The following is a 23,032-nucleotide window of genomic DNA, read 5'->3' on the forward strand; positions in this document are numbered from 1 at the left end:
GGTTGTTATTTTATAATTCCACTCCTCCCGATACATGTAGCAGTTATCCTTTGCATAGCAAATCTATATATAATTCTATTCCACATTCTTTGTGACGAACAACCATTACCCCTACATCAAAATTATTTAGATGCCTCAAGTTTTTTCAATCGTAATAAGGCTTCCATATAGTAATAATCGGCATAAACAATGGGCATATCTATTTCCGAGTTATTAGGGTGATGTCCAGTTGAATGCAGGAGAAGAGATTGATTTGTATCTCCACTATAATAAGGTTCACTGGATAATTTCTCTAATAAATCTTTAGCTGCATCAATATATTTTTGTTTTAAAATAGCATCTTCAACAAGTCCGGAAAGCTCTAACAAGCCACAAGCGGCTACAGCAGCTGCAGAAGCATCTTTAGGTGAATTCGGAATCTTGGGGTCATCAAAATCCCAGTAAGGAATGCCATCTTTAGGTAAACGCTCCAAAAAGTGATCAGATAGTTTGATTGATGTATTTAAGAAATCTTTGTTACCCGTCTCTCTGTACGCAATGGCAAAACCATATATACCCCATGTCTGCCCCCTGGCCCACATAGAATCATCTGCATACCCTTGGTGAGTCATCCCTTTTAGGAACTCTCCTGTTTCACTATCAAAAGAACCTAAGTGAAACATAGAGCCATCTTCTCTAACTAAATAATCCATAGTTAACCTTGCATGACTTTCAGATAGATTATATAGATCCTGACTACCTCCGTTCTTAGCTGCCCAAAAAAGCAACTCTAAATTCATCATATTATCAACAATGGTATTATGATTAAATTTACTTGTCATTACTGGCCAAGATAAAATACTACCTACTTTAGGATTGTAAAGCGTAGCCAAAGTATCTGCAGCTGCCAGCAAAATACTCTTATATTCTTCATTACCTGTTAATCTATATCCATTGCCATAGCTACAATATAACATGAAACCAATATCATGATTGTCTGCTGGGCTATATGCTATTTCTTTTAGTGCCTCTGTAGATTTCATGGCACTTTCCTTTATTTCGGAATCGTTGGACTGCTCATAAGCGTACCACAATACACCAGGCCAAAAACCGCTACACCAATCACGTACACCTACCATTTCCCAATTGGTCTGTCCTTTTGGAATATTTCTAGGAAATTGATCTACGCTTTTTACCGTTTCTTGAACTTCCTTGATTTTCTTGACATTTTCATCAAGCACTTTCTCTGCAGAAAATTGAACAACTTCCTTTTCTTTTACTTTGGAAGCACACGAAAACAATAAAAACGAAACAAATAAAATTAAATGTAGCCTTACTCTCATCTGAAATATTTTAGATACCCTGAGGATATCATTAAAATTGGTTGATTAATTGAAAACGAAATGTTCTTAATACGAATAAAATCTGCCCCCAAACTTGAACAGGTTTTAAATTGAATTTTCGCTCTCTACAATTTTACCGAGAATGCAGATAAAGACTCATAAATTATGATTCATAAGCTATAAAATAATAGCCTTTTATAGCTTATAGGGGTAAAATTTACACGTTACCCCTCAAAACCGAAGCAATTCCTTGTGCTTTTAAGAATATTCTCTTTTAAAGTTTAAAGAAGACTTTTAGACCTTGGTATTGCATTTCCTTTTTTGACCTACCTCAGTTTAAATTCCCGCAGGTTTTCCTGTTTGAAATTTCATTCTAAACAACACCCAATCTTTAATAACTCAATATTTATAGTACTTGCGAGAGTACTTAAGGGTTATTCTAATGTAACACACCTAAGTTTCCCTTTAAATACTTCTAAAAATAGGCCTGCCATTACTTCTTAAAATCATGCCATTTTCACTTCCGATAATCACCTTGATAATTTGAGGTTTTCACCTACCCATTTTTGTCAATACCTTATTTTAAGCCTATTTAAACTGATAATGAACAATAATTTATAATCAATGAATGATAATTTATCGATACTGCTTTCAATTCTTTTTAACATTGGCTTAACAATTTTTGAGTACTCTTATTCTACAGTATGAGTTCAAAAAATTAATTCAACAAAAACTATTAAATAACACTTTTATGACCACTGAAAAAAGAAATCGAACCAACTTAAAGTATGTAGCGGGTCTATTAGGAATCTTAGGGTTTTTAATAAGCGGCGCATGTACAAATTTATACGCTGCAACAAGCAGTCGTATTATTCTTGACGTTATAGATACGCAAGATTTAACTATTACTGGTACCGTAATAAGTAGTGATGATGGCATGCCTGTTCCTGGGGCGAATGTTATTTTAAAAGGAACCACTACAGGAACCACTACAGATTTTGATGGGAACTTCGCAATTGATGTTCCTTCTTCTAATAGTGTACTTGTATTCTCATCCATTGGGTTTGCTTCAAAAGAAGTTACCGTAGGAAATAACACAACTATCAACGTTTCACTAGATATGGATGTCTCCGCTCTTGATGAAGTAATTGTAGTGGGTTTTGGTACAACTAAAAAAGAAACCTTAACAGGTGCTGTCGAACAAATTAGTTCTGAAGTTTTTGAAGATCGTGCGGTTAGTAATGTTGCATTAGCTTTACAAGGGCAAACGCCAGGTCTTACTGTCAATAGATCTTCTTCAAGACCAGGTAATGAAAATGTTAATTTACAAATTAGGGGTGTTACTTCCATTAATGGTGGAAGCCCATTAATTGTAATAGATGGTGCACCTGCATTTGACGACAGTGAGTTTTTTCAAATGAACCCAGATGATATAGAATCTATTAGTGTGCTTAAAGATGGTGCTGCATCTATATATGGTTCTAGAGCAGCAAATGGTGTTATTTTAGTTACCACTAAAAAAGGTAAAGGTAAAATGAAAATTGAGTTCAATTCTAATACTAGAATGAATTTCCTAGGTTTGAAACCACCTTTTCCATCGTATCAAGAATATGGACAATTATGGTTAGATACAGCAGAACAGGATTTAGCTGCAACGGGTGTTGCTAATTATTGGAACTGGGGAGAAGAAGCTTTACAAGGTATTGCATCTGGACAAGCTGGCTATTACGCAACTCCAATAGTTGACGGCTGGGGAGAAGGCGGATTCTTATATCTAGCACCTGCAGATCGTTATGAAGATCTGTATGGATCAAACATAGGTCATCAACAAAGTTTAAGTCTTTCTGGAAGTTCAGACCAAGCAAGGTATAGATTATCTATGGGCGTATCTGAATCACAAGGTGCATTAAAAACTGCTTATGATGGTATAAAACAATTTTCTGTACGTTTAAATACAGATTTTGACATTACAGAAAGACTAAATTTAGCAACTAACATTTCATTACAAAAAAACCGTACATCTAGTCCTTCTTCAGGTTTTGGACGAGGCTTAGTTGGACAAGATGCTCCCATATTCCCTGCAAAAAATTCTCTTGGACAATGGTATGGTAATTTTGGACGATATTCTACAAATTCTATAGCCGCTACTAGTGAAGGTGGTAGAGATGATTTGGAAGAAAATATAGCAAAAATTTCTTTAAATCTTAAGTATGATCTCGGGTCTGGTTTTAGTGTAAATGCTACTGGAACATATAACCATGTAAATAGTAGACAAGATATTACTCAATTAACAGTACCAGTATTTGGTTGGGAAGGCGAAAGTTATAATGAAGCAGTAAATTCAACGTCAAGTATTGAAACTGTACATCTTACCAATGAATATCAAACCTATGGTGGTTTTTTAAACTACGAGACTAAATTAGGTAAGCATAATTTTAAAGCCATGGTAGGCATGACGGCTGAACTAAATGAATTTAAAGGGCTTAGTGCAAAAAGAACTGATATTGTAAATGAAGGTGTGTTTGATTTAGCAGTTGCTTCAGGAGTTCCAACAATTGGCGGGGCTGGAAACAATAACAATAGAGGTCAAGACCATGATGGCCTATACTCTTATTTAACAAGACTTAATTATGATTATAATGAAAAGTACTTGGTTGAATTAGTAGGTAGACGTGATGGTTCTTCTAGATTTGCTCCTGGATTTAAATTTAACAATTACGGAAGTGCATCAGTTGGTTGGAACATTCACAAAGAGAGTTTTTTAGAAAATCTTGAAAGCTTAAGTAATTTAAAGCTGAGAGCTAGTATTGGCTCTAGTGGTAATCAAGCAGGTATAGGTAGGTACGATTATGTGTCTACAATATCTCAAGGCACTGAACTTTTTGGTGAGGGAGGAACTTTAAGCAATACTGCTTCAGTTGCTGGTATTACCACTACACAACGTTCTTGGGAAGTTGTTACAATCAAAAATATCGCTATTGATTTTGGACTTTTTAACAACAAGCTTTCTGGTACTTTTGAGACCTATGAAAGAGAAAACAAAGATATGCTTTTAGGCAGATCGTATTCTGCACTATTAGGTGGCGACGCCCCGGAAACGAATATTGGAAATTTAAAAACCACTGGTTGGGAAGCCATGTTAAATTGGAAAGATCAAAAAGGAGATTTCTCGTATAACATTGGTGTAAATATGAGTGACAACACAAATGAACTAGTTAACCTAGAAGGTGGCGGAGGCTCAATACAAGCAGGTTATAATCAGTTAGTTGAAGGTTTTCCTTTAAATTCCTATTTTGTATTTGAAACCGATGGCCTATTCCAATCACAAGCAGAAGTAGATGCCTACAATGCATTATATGATAAAGATGGTTCTTCAGTGCCTAACGGAGGAAACGCTTTGCGTGTTGGTGATACTAAAATAGTAGATTTAGATGGAGACGGTAGTATTAACGCAATAAACCAAGACAATGAAAAAGGTCAAGGTGATATTAAATATGTAGGAGATGCACAAACACATTATGTTTTTGGTATCAATTTAGGAGCAAAATATAAAGGTTTTGATTTTACCGCCTTTATGCAAGGTGCACTACAACAAAATGTACTTAGACAGGGAGTTAGTGCATTTCCCTTTAATAATCCTTGGCCTAACCAAACAAACGCTTATAATGACCTTACTTGGACTCCAGAAAATACGGGTGCAACATATCCTAGATTAACGGCTCAGCGGACTCTAGCCCGATGGAACTGGTCTAACACAGATACATTTATACAAAACAACAAATATATACGTCTTAAAAATATTGTTATAGGGTATTCGTTACCTGCAGATGTTTTAGATAAATTAAATATGGATAAAATACGTATTTATGTTTCTGGAAATGATCTTTTTGAGCTTAGTTCTTTGGTTGACGGTTATGACCCTGAAGATGGGAACGTCCCAACAGTAACGGATTCCAATGTACAAACATCAGTATATCCATTTCAACGTACTGTTGCTGTTGGAGTTAATTTAGCATTTTAACATTACCAAAAGATCACAAATAATTACTAAAAAATATACAAATGAAAAAATTAATAACCCTATTTTCAGCAGCCGTATTCCTATTGACGAGCTGTGAAGATAAATTTCTAGATTTACAAGATTTAGATAGTGTTACGGAGATTGTCTTCTTTGACAATCCGCAAGATTTCGAAGATGGTGCTAACGATTTTTACAGTGGGCTACATTCCCCAAAAGCATCAAACCCTGGTACTGGATCTGGAGACAATGACGGTTTTGCAGAAATTTCAGATTACGGCACAGAATTAAACGGGTATGCTCAAGACTTTGGACAAGGAGTTAATAACCCAACATTTGAGGACTCGTATTGGAAAAATGCATATTGGTATCTTAGAGATATAAATACTTTAATTCAAAAAGGAGAAGAGTATGTTGCAAATGGCGGTAGCGCATCAGAGATAAGTGAATCAATTGCAACGGCTTACTTTTTTAGAGCATACCATCACTTTAGATTATTAAAACGCTTTGGTGGCGCTCCTATTATGACCGTAGTAGCTGGTTTAGATGATGAAGTTTTAGATTCCCCAAGAAATAGTAGGTATGAACTTGTAACACAAGTTTTAGCAGATTTAGATTTAGCTATTGCAGGTTTACCCGCAACAGCTGTAGGTTCTGATCTTGGAAAAATTAGTAGTATTGCCGCAACAGCATATAAAGCACGTGTACTTTTATTTGAAGGTACTTGGGAAAAATACGTAGGTACTGTTACCGATTTTGAAGGGTCTGGTGGACCAACAGTTACCGCAGATGCTTATATCGCACAGGCAGTTACAGCAGCAAAAGAAGTAATAGATAGTGGTGATTTTGAAATTTGGAACCAAAATGCAGACCCACTTATGGAAAATAATTCATATAAATGGTTATTTTCTTTAGAAGGTGCAGATTCAAACCCTGGAGGCTACACCAAAGCATCAAATAACGAATTCATTATTCAAAGTATATTTGACCATGCAGCAAACGATCAAATACGTTCTCAATTTACGCAGATAAATGAAAGTAGAAATTCTGCCACACAAGTTGCTCTAGATATGTATTCCACTTTAAATGGTTTACCTATAACCGCTACCGGTAATACTCAATTTATGGGTTATGCTAAACAATCTGATCAATTTATTGATAGAGACCGAAGAATGTGGGCAAATTTTGGAGGGGGATCAGCACCAGTTGATGGATCAAATGCAATTTTAGCAATTTCAAATGTTAATAATTCTAATTTACCCAATCAAAAATTTACCACTTGGAATAAGTATAGAAGTGTTCGTGAAGAATCTTATAATTATCCTCACTTAAGATATGGTGAAATATTACTTACCTATGCTGAAGCATTGTATGAGCGTGATGGTTCTATTTCTGATGCTGATTTAGACATATCTATTAACCTAATTAGAAATAGAGCAGGCATTGCTCCTTTAACTAATGCATTGGTTACTTCTAACGACTTAGATATGTTAGAGGAGATTAGAAGAGAAAGAACCGTTGAATTATACATGGAAGATAATAATCATTGGAATGATATTAGACGATGGGATACAGCTGTAGATTTACTTAGTAACAACATAATTGGAGCTGTAATTGAAGGAACTGAATACGAGTCTAATATTGATCTTTTTGATCCATCAACTGCTATTTATGGTTTTGTTGATAATTACCCTTCTGGGGTGGGACCAGTACGAGCCTTAATAATTGACCCTGCAAGTTTTAGAACATTTAATCACAAGAATTATCTGTGGCCATTACCATTAGAAGAACTTGTATTGAGCTCTAGTTTAAAGCAAAACCCAGGGTGGTAAGATTTTTGAGCATCCATTTATATGGATAAATTGTTTGTTTAGTTTTGAGTTAGTTTAGTAAAAGGCAGTTGTATTCCACCTACAGCTGCCTTTTCTTTTGTGCTAATTTCTAGCTAGAAGACAAGGGCTACCTTTAGCTATCTTGGCTTTCTTGCTGATCTATAAACTCCGTAGGGGTTACATTAAATAGCTCCCGGAACGTTTTACTAAAGTACGCTGTAGAATTAAAGCCGGTCATATAGGATATTTCCTTAACGGAATACTTATTCGCTTTTAATAGCTCCGAAGCATGCCGTAAACGGACCGTACGCATATAATGACTCGGGTTTTTGCCTGTTAAAGAATTTATTTTTCTGTACAATTGAGATCTACCGATTCCCAACTCTTTTAGGAGATCCTCCTGTTTAAAATCCATATCGCCAACATTGTCCAAAATAGTTTTTGTGACCTTATCCAAAAACACCTCATCAATAGTATTGGTAGTAACTTCACTTGCAGGAAAGATGCCCCCAATTTCAGAGAACCGTTGTCTTATCCTCTTTTTGGTTTCTAGTAAGTTGTTGATACGAGCAATTAAAACTCTAGTCACAAACGGTTTCGATAAGTAACCATCCGCTCCACTATGGTACCCTTCTACCCTATCATCATCCAAACTTTTAGCGGTTAGTAATAATACAGGAATATGACAGGTTTCAAATTCGTTTTTAAGGTTCTTACAAAGCTCAAAACCATCCATTATGGGCATCATAACATCACTTATAATCATATCTGGTAAATGTTTTTTAGCCATTTTTAACCCCTTCTCTCCATTCGCGGCCTGCTTTACTTGATAAAACTCCCTAAGGTCATTTACTAAATGTGTCCGTAACTCCTTATTGTCTTCTACAACTAGAACTGTTGGGCGGTCTTTATCTCCTGTCTGTTCTTGAAAATCTTTGCTTGTTACCAATTCATTGGTCGTAAGCATTTCATACTCCACCGCTTTCATGGAATTAATACGAAACTCGTTCTTAATATTTTCGGTTTCTATGGCTTCCTCATCAAGATTCAAGGGCAACCTGACTGTAAATTTACTTCCTTTTTTAGATTGACTTTCAACAGATATATCGCCTCCGTGCATTTCAGCTAAAGCTTTACTAAAGTTTAGCCCAATGCCCGTTCCTGTTTTTGATGGATCTAAATTATAGAACCTAGAAAAAATGTTTTTCAATTGTATCTTATCCAATCCTCTACCGGTATCTTTCACTATAATTTCTACATAATCGCCCATCTTCTCTCTGATGAAGAGGACCGAGTCGTATGTTTTCACTTTTTTAGTAATCTTATTTATGGATACTTCAATGGTTCCTTCTGGCGGAGTGAACTTTATAGCGTTGGAAATTAAGTTGGTTATTATTTTTTCGACTTTGTCCAAATCAAAATGAGCTTGTATTTTCTTTGAATCTGACGTAAACGTATAAGTCAGCTCCTTCTGATCTGCCAAGCCTTTAAAGAGCATAAAAATATCCTCAGAAAACTTCACAATGTTTCCTTTTTCCAATTGCAAAGGCATCATCCCAACATCCATCTTTCTGTAGTCCAAAAGCTGATTTACCAAATGCAATAACCTTCTGGCGCTACGCTGTATGGTCTGTGCCGAATTCATCATAGGGCTAGACTCATTAATACTAGAAAGTATCTTATCTACAGGATTTAAGATTAAAGTTAATGGAGTTCTAAACTCATGCGAAACATTTACAAAAAACTGAAGTTTCATCTGATCTAGCTCGTGCTTTTGACCCTCTCTTACTTTTTGAGTGTAGTAATACATTACCGCCCAAAGAAGAAAACCGCCGGCAATGGCATAAATAAGGTACATCCACCATGTTTTCCAAAACGGGGGCAAAATCTCTATATTCATCTTTGCAGAACCGGCATTGACCCATTTACCATCCACAGATGCCTTTACTTCAAAAGTATAGTTACCTGGTTGAAGGTTAGAATGGTTTACCACCCTATTGTTTCCAATATTTACAAAATCATCATCAAGCCCTTGCATTTTATAAGCGTATTGCACTTGCTCCGGGTTCTCAAAATATAGCGCTACAAATTCAAAGGAGATATAGTTCTCATCGTACTTTAGTTTGATTTCCCCAATGGAATCCAACGCACTGTTAATCAATACACGCCCACTTATAGAATCGCCTTTAACTACTTTCTTGTTGTTGAGTTTAAAGCTTGTAATTAGCGGTTGCAGTTTTACTTCTGCAGGTAATTTTATATTGTCCGGATGAAATATATTAAACCCGTTTAGCCCACCTGCCAAGATTCTACCATCCTTGGTCTTGTCTATTGACTTTGTTTGAAACTCTGCACCTTGCAGTCCGTCATGAACATTAAAGTTTCTAATCTCGTTCGTTACCGGATTTAGGAAAGAAAGTCCACTTTTTGAGGTAATCCAAAAATTGTGATTATCATCTTCTTGGAGACCAACTACCAAGTTATTAGGAAGGCCATCATGCGAGGAATATGATTTGATTTGTTTTAGGTTCTCATCAAGAACAAAAATCCCTGAGTCCGTACCCAGCCATATGTTTCCCTTATAATCTTCGGTTATAAAATTTATTCTATTTCCCTCTACTCCTTCTTCATAAACCCTTGCAAAATCTATATCTTTTGGAGCAAACTCAGTAAGCTTATCTAGCTCAACTATATTCAACCCAAGAGTAGTTCCTATTAATAACCGTTTTTTAGAATCTACATACAAATACAGGATAACATTACTAGTTAAACCTATATCCTTTAAGGATGTATTCCTGTAATTGCTAAATACTCCCGTTTTAGGGTCTAAAAGGTTTAGACCATCTGTACGCAGGCCAATCCAAATTCTTTTTTCAAAATCTTCTAAACCCGCCCACACAGAATTCTGACCTATAGATTTAGGGTTAAATACGTCATTTTCATAACGCTTAAAAACCTCTTTTTCCGGGTCAAAACTGTTAAGGCCACCGTCTAAAGTACAGATCCAAATTTTACCGTCAGAGGACTCAAACGTATATAAAATTTTATCGGATGATAAGGAGTTTGCATTACCGGGAACATTCTTATAATGCTTGTATGATTCATTCTTTTCATCAAATAGATTAAGGCCTCCATTATAAGCACCCAACCAAATTCGCTCTTTTGCGTCTTGTAATACAGACTGTACTATTTTCTCGCTAAGCCCTTCAAGACTATTAGGTTGATGATAATAATGACCAAAGGAATACTTTGATGGATCCAATTTACTTACTCCCTTATCATAACTTCCTATCCACAAAATCTCATTCCTGTCCTCGTATATTATAGAGGGTTTATCATTAGCCAGTGAGAAAGGGTCAAAAAGGTTATTTACAATTTGCTGGGTTATTTTCCCTTGTTTCTTATCATATAAATAAATGCCATGGCCATCTGTTGACAACCAAAAAATACCGTTATCATCTTGATAGATATTGCTTACCGGAATATGAAAATCTACCAAAGAAAGGTGTTCAAATTCGTTTTTATCTCGAATCCAAAATATCATATCAGATAAATCATTTCCTATTAAAAAATCACCATCGCTATCTATAAATACTCTTTTAGGTATATGGTTTAGTTCGTAGGGATTGCCACTATCAATAAATACTCTGTCAAAATCATCTTTGGACCTATTATATTTATTAAGATATTGCCCGTCTGTGTTAATCCATAATTCATCCTTACTTATCAGTATAGAATTAACGTTGTTGGAATCTAAAGACCTATCATTTGTAGCATCGTTTAAATAGTATGAAAACTTTAAGTTATGAAGCGTATCTACATCCGTAAGTTTAATTTTAATAACTCCATTTTCAGTAGCTACCCAAATATCATTGCCCTTGTCATCATAAACCACATCGTTTATAATCTTTCTAGGGCTACTTGATAAGGATAAGGGGCCATAGAGATCAATATGCGTGAATTTGTCAGTTTCCTTATCATAGACATTTAAACCGTTATTGGTTCCCACCCATAGTTTTCCATATCTATCTTCGGCTATCGTATTTATTCTATTATTACTTATGGAAGTGGTATCGTTTAAAACCGACCTAAATATTTCAAATTCATAGCCATTATATCTATTGAGTCCGTCAATAGTACCAAACCAAAGAAAACCTTCTTTATCCTGAAATATCTCTGAACAAGTGCTGCTAGACAACCCTTCCGGCGTTTCAAAATTCTCAAACTTTAGGGTGTTAAACTGTGCACTCAATGTTGTTGAGAGAAGTAGAAGCAATAAATAAATAGGTTTTACAGTAACCATGTACGGATTGGACTTTATCGTGTGCGTAAACAACAAATATAATTTAAGGGGAAAATCTACGAAAAGATGCACTAGAACCACAGTAAAATCGGGAATAATTTTGAGTGAACGGTAACATTATATTAATATTTAGTGAGAATACGTTAGCACCTTACTACTAGATGTAAGAGCAGAAAATTGAATAATTTTCTTTAAATCGGACTTTTTTATCCAATTATTTTTGAAAAATGGTCATAAGGTGACTTTTGTCACATTCTAAACCAAAAGTTGCTCCTAAATTTGCGGAGTGAAACCATCGCAACTACTCATATCAATTCTATTCTTGGCCATAACCCTGGCAAGCAGTTTAAAAATTGCAGGGACTATTGGTTACTATACTTTGTTCACCGAGAATTTTATTGAAACACTTTGCGAAAATAAGAATACCCCAGAGCTACATTGCGACGGAAAATGTGCTCTTTCTCAAATGATGGCACAAGAGAACCCTAACGATAAAGAGCCTATAAATCTTGATATTCTAAAAATTGAAACTGTTCTATTCTTACAGTCCGTTTATGCTATTGAGTTTCCTTCTGTCTTTGTTTCACACGTTTTTGATGTATCCTATACGGATAACTACTACTTCCGTTTAATGAACCAAATTAAACATCCTCCCAGAGTTTAAAATTATACTTCAACCTCTTATTCCGAAAGCTTTTAGCAGCGTTCGAAAGTATTTACATGTATAATTTTAATTATTCAAATTATGAATTTCAAATATCTATTGGCATCCCTACTGTTCACAATTGGTCAACTTAGTATGGCTCAGAATTTTGACGGAAAGGTATTAGATAGCCAAAATAACAGTCCCCTCCCTCAAGCACATGTTCTTTCTCAAAAAGGCAGTGCCACTTATACCGATGCAAATGGGAATTTTCAACTTTCCATTCCTGAAAAAGGTACTACCGTAACCATCTCTTATATGGGTTATAAAACGATACAACAATTTATATCTCCTAATAATACCACAAACCAATTTCTTATGGAGGAAGAACCTTTTGAGGTTCATGGGGTTATGGTAACCGGTAACGCAAAAATAGACCCTGTATTTGCCGCAGTAACAAATGACTACGTCAAGAAAATAGTGCAACCTAGAAATGTTGCCGACCTATTTAACGACCTCAACGGTTTCTCCCTCATTAAACGGGGTAATTATGCAATTGACCCTTCTTTTAGAGCTACCCAATATGAGCAGTTAAATGTACAGTTTGATGGCGGCACCAAAGCCATGCACGCCTGTCCAAACCGGATGGACCCTATTACTACACATGTTATTCCTGAAGAAATAGAAAGAATAGAAATCATTAAAGGCCCTTATACCGTGCGTTACGGGGCTACATTTGGTGGCATCGTTAATTTGGTTACTCAAAAACCTGGAATTGATGACTATGGTATTAGCGGCAGCGTTCAAGCGGGTTATGAAAGTAACGGAAACTCATTGGTTTCTATGGCACGTTTACAACAGGCTACAGAAAAATATGATGTGGTGGGCAACGTAGGTTTTAGAGATTTTGGCAACTATGAAGATGGTGATAGCGTTGAAATTCCTTCGTCTTTTAGAAGTTTGGATTACGGATTACGCGTTGGCTATAACTTTACCGAAAACCAGCGACTACAAGCACATTGGCGACAATCATACGGAAGAGACGTATTACATGCCGGACTTCCTATGGATACAGAAACGGACGATAGTTCTATCTTTTCTTTGGATTATAACTTAAATGGCCTGACTGGTGTACTCAAAGGTTTGGATGCCAAAGTCTATTACAGTTATGTAGATCACTTGATGACCAATGCCCAACGCCCCACTTTTATGATGGTAGATGCCGTTTCTTCTGTAGATGCGGTTACCGCAGGAGGAAAATTAGAACTGGAGTTTAAACCCTCTGAAAAGCTAACCTTGTTTACTGGTGTTGATATGCTTCATATTGCTAGGGACGGACAACGTACTAGACTGGTTAAACAAAATGCCATGGGTACCTTGGCTACACCAATGGAATTTACGGATAAGGTTTGGCAAGATTCTTATATCAATGACTTTGGATTGTTTGTGGAAGGTAAATACCCTATCAGCAACAAAACCATTCTAACGGCTGGTTTGCGATATGATGGAGTGATATCCGATATAAGAGACCCTGAAGCAGATTTTGCTGCATTATATACGGATTTAGATAAACGTACAGAACATAACATAAGCGGTACGGCATCTATCAAATATGCCCTATCTAGTCAGTTTTTAATGGAGGTTGCCTATGGTAGAGGCGTTCGTTCTGCGAATATGGTTGAGCGTTTCATCAATCATTTTAGCGTAGGGCAAGATTCTTATGAATATATTGGCAACCCTAATCTTGATGCTGAGATCAATAATCAATTCGAGGTTGGTTTTAAAGGAAAAATACCTTTGGAGGCCAATGGTTTTGACCAGTTTAATTATGGTAGTTCTTTTTACTATTCTTTCTATGAGAATTATATTGTAGCCGTTATAGACCCCACCCAAAGCCGAAAGTTCATGCCCATGCAAGAACCCACAAGCGTAAAAGTTTATAGAAATTTGAACGATGCTTATAAAACAGGATTTGAGGTAAACGCCGGTGTAGACTTTTTAAATAATTTTAATTTTACTACGGAGCTGTCTTATGTATACGCTAAGAATAAAGACCTAAACGAATCCTTGCCTCTAGTTCCACCTTTGGTAACTAGATTTAAACTAGGCTTTGAAAAAGAAAAATTCTGGGCGAATGCCAATTATACCTTAACATCAAAACAAGATAACATTGCTTCTTCTTTTGGAGAAACTGTAACAGATGGTTATAATGTTTTGGATATTCGTTTAGGCGTGGTTCCTTTTAAAAATATTACTATAGGAGTTGCCGCTTTAAATGTATTTGATATAACATATAACAACCACTTAAATTTCTCTTACAACAATCAAACAGATTTTGATAGTGTTCCTATCAATGATCCAGGAAGAAACCTATCAGCTTTTGTTCAGTACAAGTTTTAATCCTATTCATAAACAAAAATGCCCCGTTAAACATAAAGTTCAATGGGCATTTTTATTTGATATACTCTAAAATTTAGTAGTTTAGATACTACAACCTTTCCCTTCTTTCTTTACGCCTAACTTTACAAGAATAGTTTCTAACAAGCACCACTTTGTAAATGCAGATTGTATAAGGTTTACCCCTATGAACACGGTAAACCACAACCAGTTTATATTTACATACACGGCCAGAACAACACTTAGCAAAACCATTACACCAACGATAACTCTAAAATATGTATTTAGCATTTTGATTGTTTTTTGATATTAAATAGCCCTTTCAATAGGCACTACAGCTGCCTTTATAGGATTACTAGTTTTCAAGGTTGTATTGAATTCTTTGATCAGTATAAAAAGAGCATCAATTTTATCCTCTTCAACAAAAGAAAAGAACAAACTAGATTCTACGCCTTCTTTTTCGCTGGGAAACCAACTAGCAGCTCGTAACACTTCGGTATGATTTTTATATCCATCAATACCTGAACTGCTAAAACTATCTATTTTCGCTTGTTTAAAGAGTCGCAAGATTTCCTTTTCAAATTCGTGTACGACCGTTACGATTAGTAATTTCATCTTTATCTTTTTTAGTCTTCTATCTTATCTTCTACTTCTTTCATTTCCGTTTCAGGATAGTTCTTGCGCTCTATTAGATAATAGACCAACGGTACCACCAACAAGGTCAATACGGTAGAAACAATAGTCCCGCCCATTAAAGAAATTGCCAAACCTTGAAATATTGGGTCAAATAAAATAACGAAAGCTCCAATAACCACCGTTCCCGCAGTTAACAAAATAGGGATTGTACGTACGGCACCAGCTTCAATAGCAGCTTGTTTTATAGGAACACCTTCTTCTAGCCGTAAGTTTATAAAATCTATTAACAGTACAGAGTTTCGTACCATAATACCGGCCAAGGCAATCATACCTATAAAAGAGGTTGCAGTAAAAAATGCACCCATTATCCAGTGTCCTAAAACAATTCCTATTAATGATAAGGGTATGGCCACCATCATGACAATAGGCGCCTTAAAGTTCTGAAACCATCCTACGATCAAAATATAAATTAGAATAATAGCTCCTAGAAAGGCAATTCCTAAATCTCTAAATACCTCTAGTGTAATCTGCCATTCCCCATCCCATTTGACGGTATAGTTATCTTCAAATTCAGGCTGCCCTAAATACATCTCATTAATAGTATACCCTTTTGGCAAGGCTATCTCTTTTAGCTTTTCTTCCATTCCCAAAATGGCATATGCCGGACTCTCTAATTCTCCCGCCATATCTGCCATTACATACACCACTCGTTTTTGGTTTTTATGGTTAATGCTCTTTGCACTTATAGTTTCTGTAATATCTACCAAGTCAGCAATAGGAACCATAGTACCCTGTTTAGAGATAATTTTTAACTGAGAAATATCAGAAATAGTTGATTTCTCTTTTTCATCCAAAGCCAATACCAAGCCTACTTGATCAATGGCATTTTCATCGTATAAATTGGTTATGGCCCTATTGGACAATGCCATATTCATGGTGTAAGCAATCTGCTGTGGCGTAACACCATAAAGCATTGCTTTTTCTTTATCAATCTCAAATTGATATTCCGTTTGGTCGTCTTCAACCATCCAATCAATATCTACAACATCATCTGTGTTTTTTAGAATATTTTGAACACTGTTAGCAACCTTGATCTGCTCGTCATAATCTGGTCCATACACCTCTGCAACAATAGTAGATAACACAGGAGGTCCTGGAGGAACTTCTACCAATTTTACGTTCGCATTGTACTTGGCCGCAATTTTCTGAATATCCGGTCTAAGCAATCTTGCAATATCATGACTCTGGGCAGAACGCTCCTCTTTATCAATAAGATTCACTTGAATATCTGCCATATTGCTACCTCCACGTAAATCATAGTGTCGTACCAAACCGTTAAAAGTAATAGGTGCGGAAGTACCAATATAATTTTGATAATTGACCACTTCTGGGCGCGTAGATAAGTACTGAGAAATTTCTTGAGTTACCACCCCAGTACGTTCTAGAGTAGTTCCTTCTGGCATGTCAATCACTATTTGAAACTCATTTTTATTATCAAAAGGCAACATTTTCACGGCTACAGATTTCGTGAAAAATAGCATCACAGAGCCTATGAGCAATAAAAAAGTTACGCCTAAAAACAACCATCGTTTGCTTTTATTTTCAATAAGTGGTCGTTCATATTTATTATAAATTCTATAGATAAAAGTTTCCTCCAAAGGTTTTTGTAGCTTTACTACTTCACCTTTCTTATCCTTTTCTCTTAGGAAAACAAAACCTAAATAAGGTGTAATGGTCAAAGCAACAAACAAGGATAAAATCATGGCAATAGAAGCACCAATAGGCATCGGAGCCATATATGGACCCATTAATCCCGATACGAATGCCATGGGCAATACGGAAGCAATTACGGTAAAAGTTGCCAAAATGGTTGGGTTACCAACTTCATTAATGGCATACAACGCGGCTTGTTTAAAAGGCAAGCGTTTCATCTTAAAATGCCGGTGCATATTTTCGGCTATAATAATGGAATCATCCACTACAATACCGGTAACAAAAACCAAAGCAAAAAGGGTAATTCTGTTCAGCGTATAGTCTAACATGTAATAACTTAACAAGGTCAACGCAAACGTGACCGGCACAGATAAAAACACCACTAGACCACCGCGCCAGCCCATAGCCAACATAACTACCAACGTCACGGCAATAATAGAACCAATAAGGTGTAACAGAAGTTCGGATACTTTATGCGATGCCGTTTCTCCATAGTTTCTGGTAATTTCTACATGAACATCATCGGGGATTAAATTTTCGCGTAAATACTCAACTTTACTAATAACAACATCTGCAATTTTCATAGCATCCGCACCTTTTCTTTTCGCTACGGAAATGGTTACGGCAGGGTATTCAGATTTATAATCGGTTACCTTATCACTTGCCTGTCCAAAACCTAAGGACACATAACTTTGTGGAATTTCAGGACCATCAATAATGTTCGCAATTTGCTTTAAATAAACGGGTTGGTTCTGTTGCACGCCAACTACCAGGTTTTCAACATCGGAAACCGATGCCAAAAAACTACCCGTATTTATCAAAAATTCCGTGTCATTTTTATCAAAACTGCCCGAGCTTAACTGCGCATTGTTCGCCTTGATCATTTCAGAAACCGATAAAAAATCCAATCCGCTAGCGGCCAATTTATCCTTATCTAAAACCACGCGCAACTGGCGGTCCTGATTACCAATTTTATGGGTAACCGCAACATCGTTCACCTTTTTGATTTCACTTTCCAACTCCTGCGCCATTTGGCTTAACTGGTACCCATCGTAATTTTCGCTCCACAAGGTTAGCCCAAGCATAGGCACATCATCAATAGCCCTGGTTTTCACCAACGGAAACGTTACGCCCTGCGGCATCTCGTCCATATGCTTATTAATTTCGTTGTAGAGTTTTACAAATGAGCGCTCAATATCCTCACCCACATAAAACTGAACAATTACCATTCCCTGCTCCTTCATAGACGTAGAATACACATATTCCACTCCCTTAATATTCGATATTAATTGTTCTAAAGGCTTAATCACCCGCGACTCTACTTCAGTAGGACTCGCACCAGGGTACCCCACAAAAATATCGGCCATAGGCACATCTATCTGAGGTTCTTCTTCTCTCGGAATCAAAAACGAACTGTATACCCCAATGACCATAAAAACAACCATTAACAACACTGTTAACTTGCTACCTATGAACATTTTGGCAATTTTACCTGCTAATCCTTCTTTCATCGCTATTTATATTATTTTGGGCGTTCGGGCGGGCTTTTCACTTCTACTCCTCATGCTATTTATCTGTATCCAGATCAAAAGCATTGTGGGGTATCCGTTGCACTCCCTAACGCAATCGCTCGTTATCTTCTCTATCTTTTTACTGTACGCTAACCTTTACCCCATTGAATAATTTTCCTTCAGAAGAAACAACGTATTGTTCCTCTTGAGACAATCCTGAAAGTACTTCCACCTTATCGCCAAAAACGCGTCCTAAACGTAACCAACGTAACAAAGCGGTACCGCTCTGGCTTATGGTATAAACACCGGTCAATTGGCCTTTTTCAACTAATGCTTCGGTAGGAATCATAATGGCACTGGCATTTGCTTTTCGTTCAACAGGAAACTGAACCGTGGCATACATACCGGATAAAATCTTAGCATCAGAGGCATCCAACATCACCTTTACCAAGTATTGCCCGCCTGTATTCTTGGCAGAGCTGCTCACTTCTGTTACTTTACCTTTTACTGTTTTATGCAATGATTTTATAAGAACTGTTACTTCAGTATTAAGCTTGATATCCAAAATCTCTGATTCTGCTACCATAGTCAAAACTTGATGTTTTTCAGGAGACTCTACTTCCAACAATGGCATTCCCGGGTTGGCCATATCGCCTGCGTTTATAAACTTGTTCGTTACCACTCCGGCAAAAGGAGCCCGAATATTGGCATACCCCATTTGAGCGTTCACTCCGTTTTTCATTTGTTTTGCACTTTCCAAACGCGCCTGAGCCATATTATAATTGGCCGTTATATCATCTAGCTCTTTTTGCGAAGCACTGTTCTCATTGAACAAATTTGTAAAACGTTGGTAATCCTTCTCCGCATTGGTAAAGGCTGCCGTTGCTTCTGTTATTCCTGCATTTACTTGTGCAAGCTTGGCGGAAACATCTGCATTGTTTACACTCAATAATAATTGGCCGTTTTTTACCTTATCCCCTACTTTCACGTAAATCTTATCTACATACCCCATCATACGGGTGCTGATATTGGCACTTTTGGCCGCCTCAATTTTACCACTAGACGTTACGAACGAATTCTCTGTATTCTCAGCTACCGTGCGCACTTGAACGGGAACCGCCGGGGAATTATCCACAACCGCTTTCTTTTCTGTTTCTCCACAGCTAGCCAATACAAGTGTCATTGTTAGAACTGCTGTTATTATGTAATTTCTATTTTTCATCATTTTAGAATTAAGTACTAGGTAAAAGTGTATCGTAGTTTATTACTTGGTCAAGAATTGTACATATGCCATGGCATAGTTATGTTGAAAAATGGTGCTGTAATATTCCAGTTGTTTCTGGGCATATTGGGTTTCGGCCATTAATACATCGGTCGTTTTTTCCAATCCCTGTTGAAAGCGGTTGGTGCGTATGCGCAAAGATTCTTTGGACTGCTCTAGGGCAAGGGCCGTAAGCTCCAAGTTGTTCTTGGCATCTTGGAGCGAACGTTTGGCCCTATTCAGCTCTACCTGACTTTCAGCTGTATATTGCTCTAATTCTATTTTTGATTTTTCGTATTCCGCTTTACTTTTTTGAGCTTTTCCGTAACGCTTGCCTCCTTCTAGAATATTCCATTTTAGCTCGGCCCCGAACAAATATCCGTTGGAAGCTCCTTGAAAAATTTCGTCATCGTGAAGTTCATAGGTCCCAAATGCATTTAACCTTGGCAAGAAGCTCATTTTATCTGCCTTGTGCATTTGTCCGTAAGCATTACTTGCAGATGACATGGCTAGTATATCCGCTCTGTTTTCAGAAAGCTGGTGTACGGCCGCATCACTAATTGTAACCGTTAGTGAATCTGTGGGCTGTAAGATTGCGTAGGTTTTATCATCCATTAAAACCGATAAGTAATTAGATGCATTTTGAATATTACTCTTTGCATACTGCAACTGGTTCTGTATCTCACCTACACGGACTTCTACGGCAAGAACATCTGATTTCTGTAGATATCCCTGTTTAAAACTATTGTCTGCAATACGTTTGTTTTCTACTGCGGCTTCTTTTGCTTTTTCTAAAACTTCTACCGTTTTATACGCCAACTGTAGCTGCATATATGCCTTTTCTATCTCCAGCGACATATATTCCTGAGTACGTTCTGACTGTAGCTTGGTGGCATTATACTTGGACTTGGCCGCCTTGCGTTGGTAGATGCCATCAAAATTAACCAGTGGTTGTTGTACCTCTATTCGCGTAGCGAAATCTTCAATTTGACTAGGATTGTTCAGTAAATCCGGAGCAAAATCACCTGAAGTCAAAATAGATTGATTTAACTTAGAACCAAATGCCATTAACGGGTTGGTAGTTGCTATTCCCGTATGTGAAACTCCTATACTAGGCAACAAGGTGGCATTGGTCTGCCTATAATCTCCCAAAGCTGCCAAAACATCTTGTTCCGCCATTTTTAAGGTGTTGTTGTTTTCGTTTACCTTGGCAATGACCTCAGCTTTTGTAATCAGTAGTGTTTCCTGTGCTTCTGCAAAAAAGGAACCTCCCAGAAAAACCAATATCAAGAAAATATACTTCATCATTAATTTATTTTCTACAAAATTACGGTCGCGTTCCTAGCTCCACAGTAACCATTGTTACCATTCAAAAAAGTATTGCATCGCTCATTCTACGGAATAAAAAAAGGCCCCTCGTTTACCGAAGTGCCTTTCGTTGACTTACCTATATTATTTAATTTCTAACTAATTTATTTCTGAGGAGATTTCACAAACATATTAAATAACAACCCTCCCATAAGAGCTCCGTACAACGTACTGTTCAGTGGTTTGGAGGTGATAGCGCAAGTACCAGAAACACACCCAATTTCTGAATAATACACATACCCGGCAATTGCTCCTACAGCTATACCAAGCATTGTAAGCCATACTGTTTTTCTTATCATTATAATGTTGTTTTTCGGGTACCACCATGGCCTCCGGCCACAACAATCAATATCTTTAAACTCAACCAAATGAACTTGAAGAATTGAATGATAGGATTCCTCATAATGAATCGTTTTGATTTTGATATTCTTTTCATCTTTTTCTATTTCAAATTAAACCACTTACCAATAATGAATAATCGCTGTCCTACTTTTTACTCAGGAATGAGCCACCAAAACGGCTTCATTTTGGCCTTATACATAAAGGCATAATGCAATGCCAGTTTTAACCAGTGGCCAGCTAAACCAATTTCACCAAAGGTCTTGCCCAATTTTCTACCATGAGTTTCTGGATATTTTATAAAATCGGGAACAATAGGGAATGTGGTAATGCTAATTCCGCTTCCTTGTGTCATGCCATAACCTGCAGAAGCAATACATGCTGCGCCCATATTACCCATAGATCCTTTGTGCTGTAATTCTTTTTTCCCTTTAATGACATCTATAATATTATCTGCAACCAACTTGGCCGTAATTCCCGATGGCATTCCCGTACGTGGCGGTGCCGGCGAAATAGCTGTTCCGTTTTTACTTACCCTTGGTTTAGAAATGGCGTGTGGAGGTGCAAAGGCAATACCTGGCGCGAATATGTTTTTATATGACGGATTCTGATACGTTTCTGGCCAATCTTGCACGCTCCAATTTTCATAGGGTTTTGGCCTGTAATCTGCATCTACCAGCATAAAGCCTTTAAAAAGCTTATCTGTTATCTCTTCATTATTTTTATCGTAAGCCTTGAACCCATGCCCTGAAAAAGCAGGAATGAGCATTGCAAAATCATAGGTTTCCGATTTTTGCTCGCCCTCCAAATTTTCATAATGGGCTATACCGTCTTCTATTTTATTTACTCCGGCACCTAGAATCCATTTTATGCCTCGGTCTTCAAAAACCATTTCAACCAATTCACTAGACTTCATAATGTTACTGCCGTAGCTAAGCAGAACGCCATCCATACCAAAATCTCCCAATTGATATTCGTTAGAAATCCAGGTAACTTCAGCCATATCTCGCACATTATGTCTGTGAAGTTCTTTCTCTACATTTAAAATATACTCAAAAGCAGCCCCTTGGCAGGTTGCCTTGGCATGACCTGTACCTATTAGAATTTTTACTTTTTCACCCTTCTTCATTCTTTCAATGAGGGCATCCAATCCTTGCCATGCATGTTCCGCATGGGTATAGGTACATACAGAATAGGTCTTATTGGTTGCGGGCATAAGCCCTTCCGTTTGGTCAAAAGCCAATTTTGGACCAGTAGCATTAATCAAATAGTCGTAGGTTACTTTTTCCGTTCTGCCTTTTTCTTCCTCAAGAACATACTGCACGTTTACATAAGGTTTTGAGATTTCAGTATCCCCTTCTGGGTGAAAGGTTGTCACCTTGGCCCTTTTAAAGTCAATCCCTTTTTTCTTATATAATGGTGTTAGGGGAAAAAGAATATCTTCCGACTTCATCCTTCCCACACCTACCCATATATTAGAAGGTATCCATTGGTAATTTCCGTTTGGGGAAACAACGACTACTTCATGTTCTTTTGATAATTTTCTCCTTAGGTGAGTGGCGGCCACGTGACCTGCAATTCCAGCTCCTAGTATAACTATTTTAGACATTTTGTTTGGATTTTTGGTATGAAGTTCATTCCTAAAAAACAACAACCAACCTGATTATTATTGACTAAGAACCAACAACA

General features: G+C 37.0%; 14 protein-coding genes. 4 read left to right on the forward strand and 10 right to left on the reverse strand.

The window, feature by feature from the left end; genetic code table 11:
- Positions 1-122 precede the first annotated feature (122 nt).
- On the reverse strand, positions 123-1,322 hold the full coding sequence (locus HW347_RS09700) for a glycoside hydrolase family 88 protein (RefSeq protein ID WP_214611700.1): 1,200 nt from the start codon (positions 1,320-1,322) through the stop codon (positions 123-125).
- Between the two features lie 751 nt (positions 1,323-2,073).
- On the opposite strand from HW347_RS09700, the gene HW347_RS09705 reads away from it, so the two are divergent.
- Together HW347_RS09705 and HW347_RS09710 are read left to right on the forward strand one after the other, a co-directional pair.
- Positions 2,074-5,343 (forward strand): SusC/RagA family TonB-linked outer membrane protein, encoded by a 3,270-nt coding sequence (locus tag HW347_RS09705; protein WP_214611701.1) that lies wholly within the window; start codon positions 2,074-2,076, stop codon positions 5,341-5,343.
- 41 nt (positions 5,344-5,384) lie between these two features.
- The gene (locus HW347_RS09710) at positions 5,385-7,172 is read left to right on the forward strand and encodes a RagB/SusD family nutrient uptake outer membrane protein (protein WP_214611702.1); all 1,788 of its coding nucleotides are present in this window, start codon (positions 5,385-5,387) and stop codon (positions 7,170-7,172) included.
- A gap of 133 nt (positions 7,173-7,305) precedes the next feature.
- Here HW347_RS09710 and HW347_RS09715 read toward each other — a convergent pair whose 3' ends face one another.
- Complete coding sequence (locus tag HW347_RS09715) at positions 7,306-11,475, reverse strand: hybrid sensor histidine kinase/response regulator transcription factor (protein WP_214611703.1); 4,170 nt, start codon at positions 11,473-11,475, stop codon at positions 7,306-7,308.
- Between the two features lie 286 nt (positions 11,476-11,761).
- Between HW347_RS09715 and HW347_RS09720 the strand changes: the two genes are divergently transcribed.
- Both HW347_RS09720 and HW347_RS09725 read left to right on the forward strand, forming a co-directional pair.
- Positions 11,762-12,139 carry a hypothetical protein gene (locus HW347_RS09720; protein WP_214611704.1) on the forward strand — a complete coding sequence of 126 codons (378 nt, stop codon included), beginning with the start codon at positions 11,762-11,764 and terminating at the stop codon, positions 12,137-12,139.
- An 81-nt stretch (positions 12,140-12,220) separates the two neighbouring features.
- A complete protein-coding gene (locus HW347_RS09725; protein WP_214611705.1) occupies positions 12,221-14,518 on the forward strand; it encodes a TonB-dependent receptor in 2,298 nt (765 codons plus the stop codon).
- A gap of 81 nt (positions 14,519-14,599) precedes the next feature.
- On the opposite strand, the gene HW347_RS09730 is transcribed toward HW347_RS09725, so the two are convergent.
- The 8 genes from HW347_RS09730 to HW347_RS09765 all read right to left on the reverse strand — a co-directional run bounded on the left by HW347_RS09730 (position 14,600) and on the right by HW347_RS09765 (position 22,952).
- Positions 14,600-14,806: a YgaP family membrane protein gene (locus HW347_RS09730; protein WP_155597136.1), complete on the reverse strand. Its 207-nt coding sequence runs from the start codon at positions 14,804-14,806 to the stop codon at positions 14,600-14,602.
- A gap of 18 nt (positions 14,807-14,824) precedes the next feature.
- Positions 14,825-15,130, reverse strand: a complete 306-nt coding sequence (locus tag HW347_RS09735; RefSeq protein WP_214611706.1) for a hypothetical protein — start codon at positions 15,128-15,130, stop codon at positions 14,825-14,827.
- A gap of 11 nt (positions 15,131-15,141) precedes the next feature.
- Positions 15,142-18,375, reverse strand: coding sequence for an efflux RND transporter permease subunit (locus HW347_RS09740; protein WP_214611707.1), 3,234 nt, complete (start codon positions 18,373-18,375; stop codon positions 15,142-15,144).
- 139 nt (positions 18,376-18,514) lie between these two features.
- Entirely contained in the window at positions 18,515-19,597 is a 1,083-nt protein-coding gene (locus HW347_RS09745) for an efflux RND transporter periplasmic adaptor subunit (RefSeq protein WP_214612139.1), read from the reverse strand.
- Between the two features lie 42 nt (positions 19,598-19,639).
- Positions 19,640-20,941, reverse strand: a complete 1,302-nt coding sequence (locus tag HW347_RS09750) for a TolC family protein (protein ID WP_394370279.1) — start codon at positions 20,939-20,941, stop codon at positions 19,640-19,642.
- Between the two features lie 167 nt (positions 20,942-21,108).
- Complete coding sequence (locus tag HW347_RS09755) at positions 21,109-21,303, reverse strand: DUF6132 family protein (protein ID WP_214611709.1); 195 nt, start codon at positions 21,301-21,303, stop codon at positions 21,109-21,111.
- Positions 21,303-21,440, reverse strand: coding sequence for a hypothetical protein (locus tag HW347_RS09760; RefSeq protein ID WP_214611710.1), 138 nt, complete (start codon positions 21,438-21,440; stop codon positions 21,303-21,305). Before HW347_RS09760 ends, HW347_RS09755 begins: the two co-directional genes overlap by 1 nt.
- 57 nt (positions 21,441-21,497) lie before the next feature.
- Positions 21,498-22,952, reverse strand: coding sequence for an NAD(P)/FAD-dependent oxidoreductase (locus tag HW347_RS09765; protein ID WP_214611711.1), 1,455 nt, complete (start codon positions 22,950-22,952; stop codon positions 21,498-21,500).
- Positions 22,953-23,032: the final 80 nt, after the last annotated feature.

Source organism: Zobellia barbeyronii (assembly GCF_018603515.1).
Classification (GTDB): Bacteria; Bacteroidota; Bacteroidia; order Flavobacteriales; family Flavobacteriaceae; genus Zobellia; species Zobellia barbeyronii.

Coding starts and splice junctions, on each gene's coding strand:
- HW347_RS09700 (WP_214611700.1), bottom strand. CDS start 1,322: ATGAGAGTAAGGCTACATTTAATTTTATTTGTTTCGTTTTTATTGTTT.
- HW347_RS09705 (WP_214611701.1), top strand. CDS start 2,074: ATGACCACTGAAAAAAGAAATCGAACCAACTTAAAGTATGTAGCGGGT.
- HW347_RS09710 (WP_214611702.1), top strand. CDS start 5,385: ATGAAAAAATTAATAACCCTATTTTCAGCAGCCGTATTCCTATTGACG.
- HW347_RS09715 (WP_214611703.1), bottom strand. CDS start 11,475: ATGGTTACTGTAAAACCTATTTATTTATTGCTTCTACTTCTCTCAACA.
- HW347_RS09725 (WP_214611705.1), top strand. CDS start 12,221: ATGAATTTCAAATATCTATTGGCATCCCTACTGTTCACAATTGGTCAA.
- HW347_RS09730 (WP_155597136.1), bottom strand. CDS start 14,806: ATGCTAAATACATATTTTAGAGTTATCGTTGGTGTAATGGTTTTGCTA.
- HW347_RS09735 (WP_214611706.1), bottom strand. CDS start 15,130: ATGAAATTACTAATCGTAACGGTCGTACACGAATTTGAAAAGGAAATC.
- HW347_RS09740 (WP_214611707.1), bottom strand. CDS start 18,375: ATGAAAGAAGGATTAGCAGGTAAAATTGCCAAAATGTTCATAGGTAGC.
- HW347_RS09745 (WP_214612139.1), bottom strand. CDS start 19,597: ATGAAAAATAGAAATTACATAATAACAGCAGTTCTAACAATGACACTT.
- HW347_RS09750 (WP_394370279.1), bottom strand. CDS start 20,941: ATGAAGTATATTTTCTTGATATTGGTTTTTCTGGGAGGTTCCTTTTTT.
- HW347_RS09755 (WP_214611709.1), bottom strand. CDS start 21,303: ATGATAAGAAAAACAGTATGGCTTACAATGCTTGGTATAGCTGTAGGA.
- HW347_RS09760 (WP_214611710.1), bottom strand. CDS start 21,440: ATGAAAAGAATATCAAAATCAAAACGATTCATTATGAGGAATCCTATC.
- HW347_RS09765 (WP_214611711.1), bottom strand. CDS start 22,952: ATGTCTAAAATAGTTATACTAGGAGCTGGAATTGCAGGTCACGTGGCC.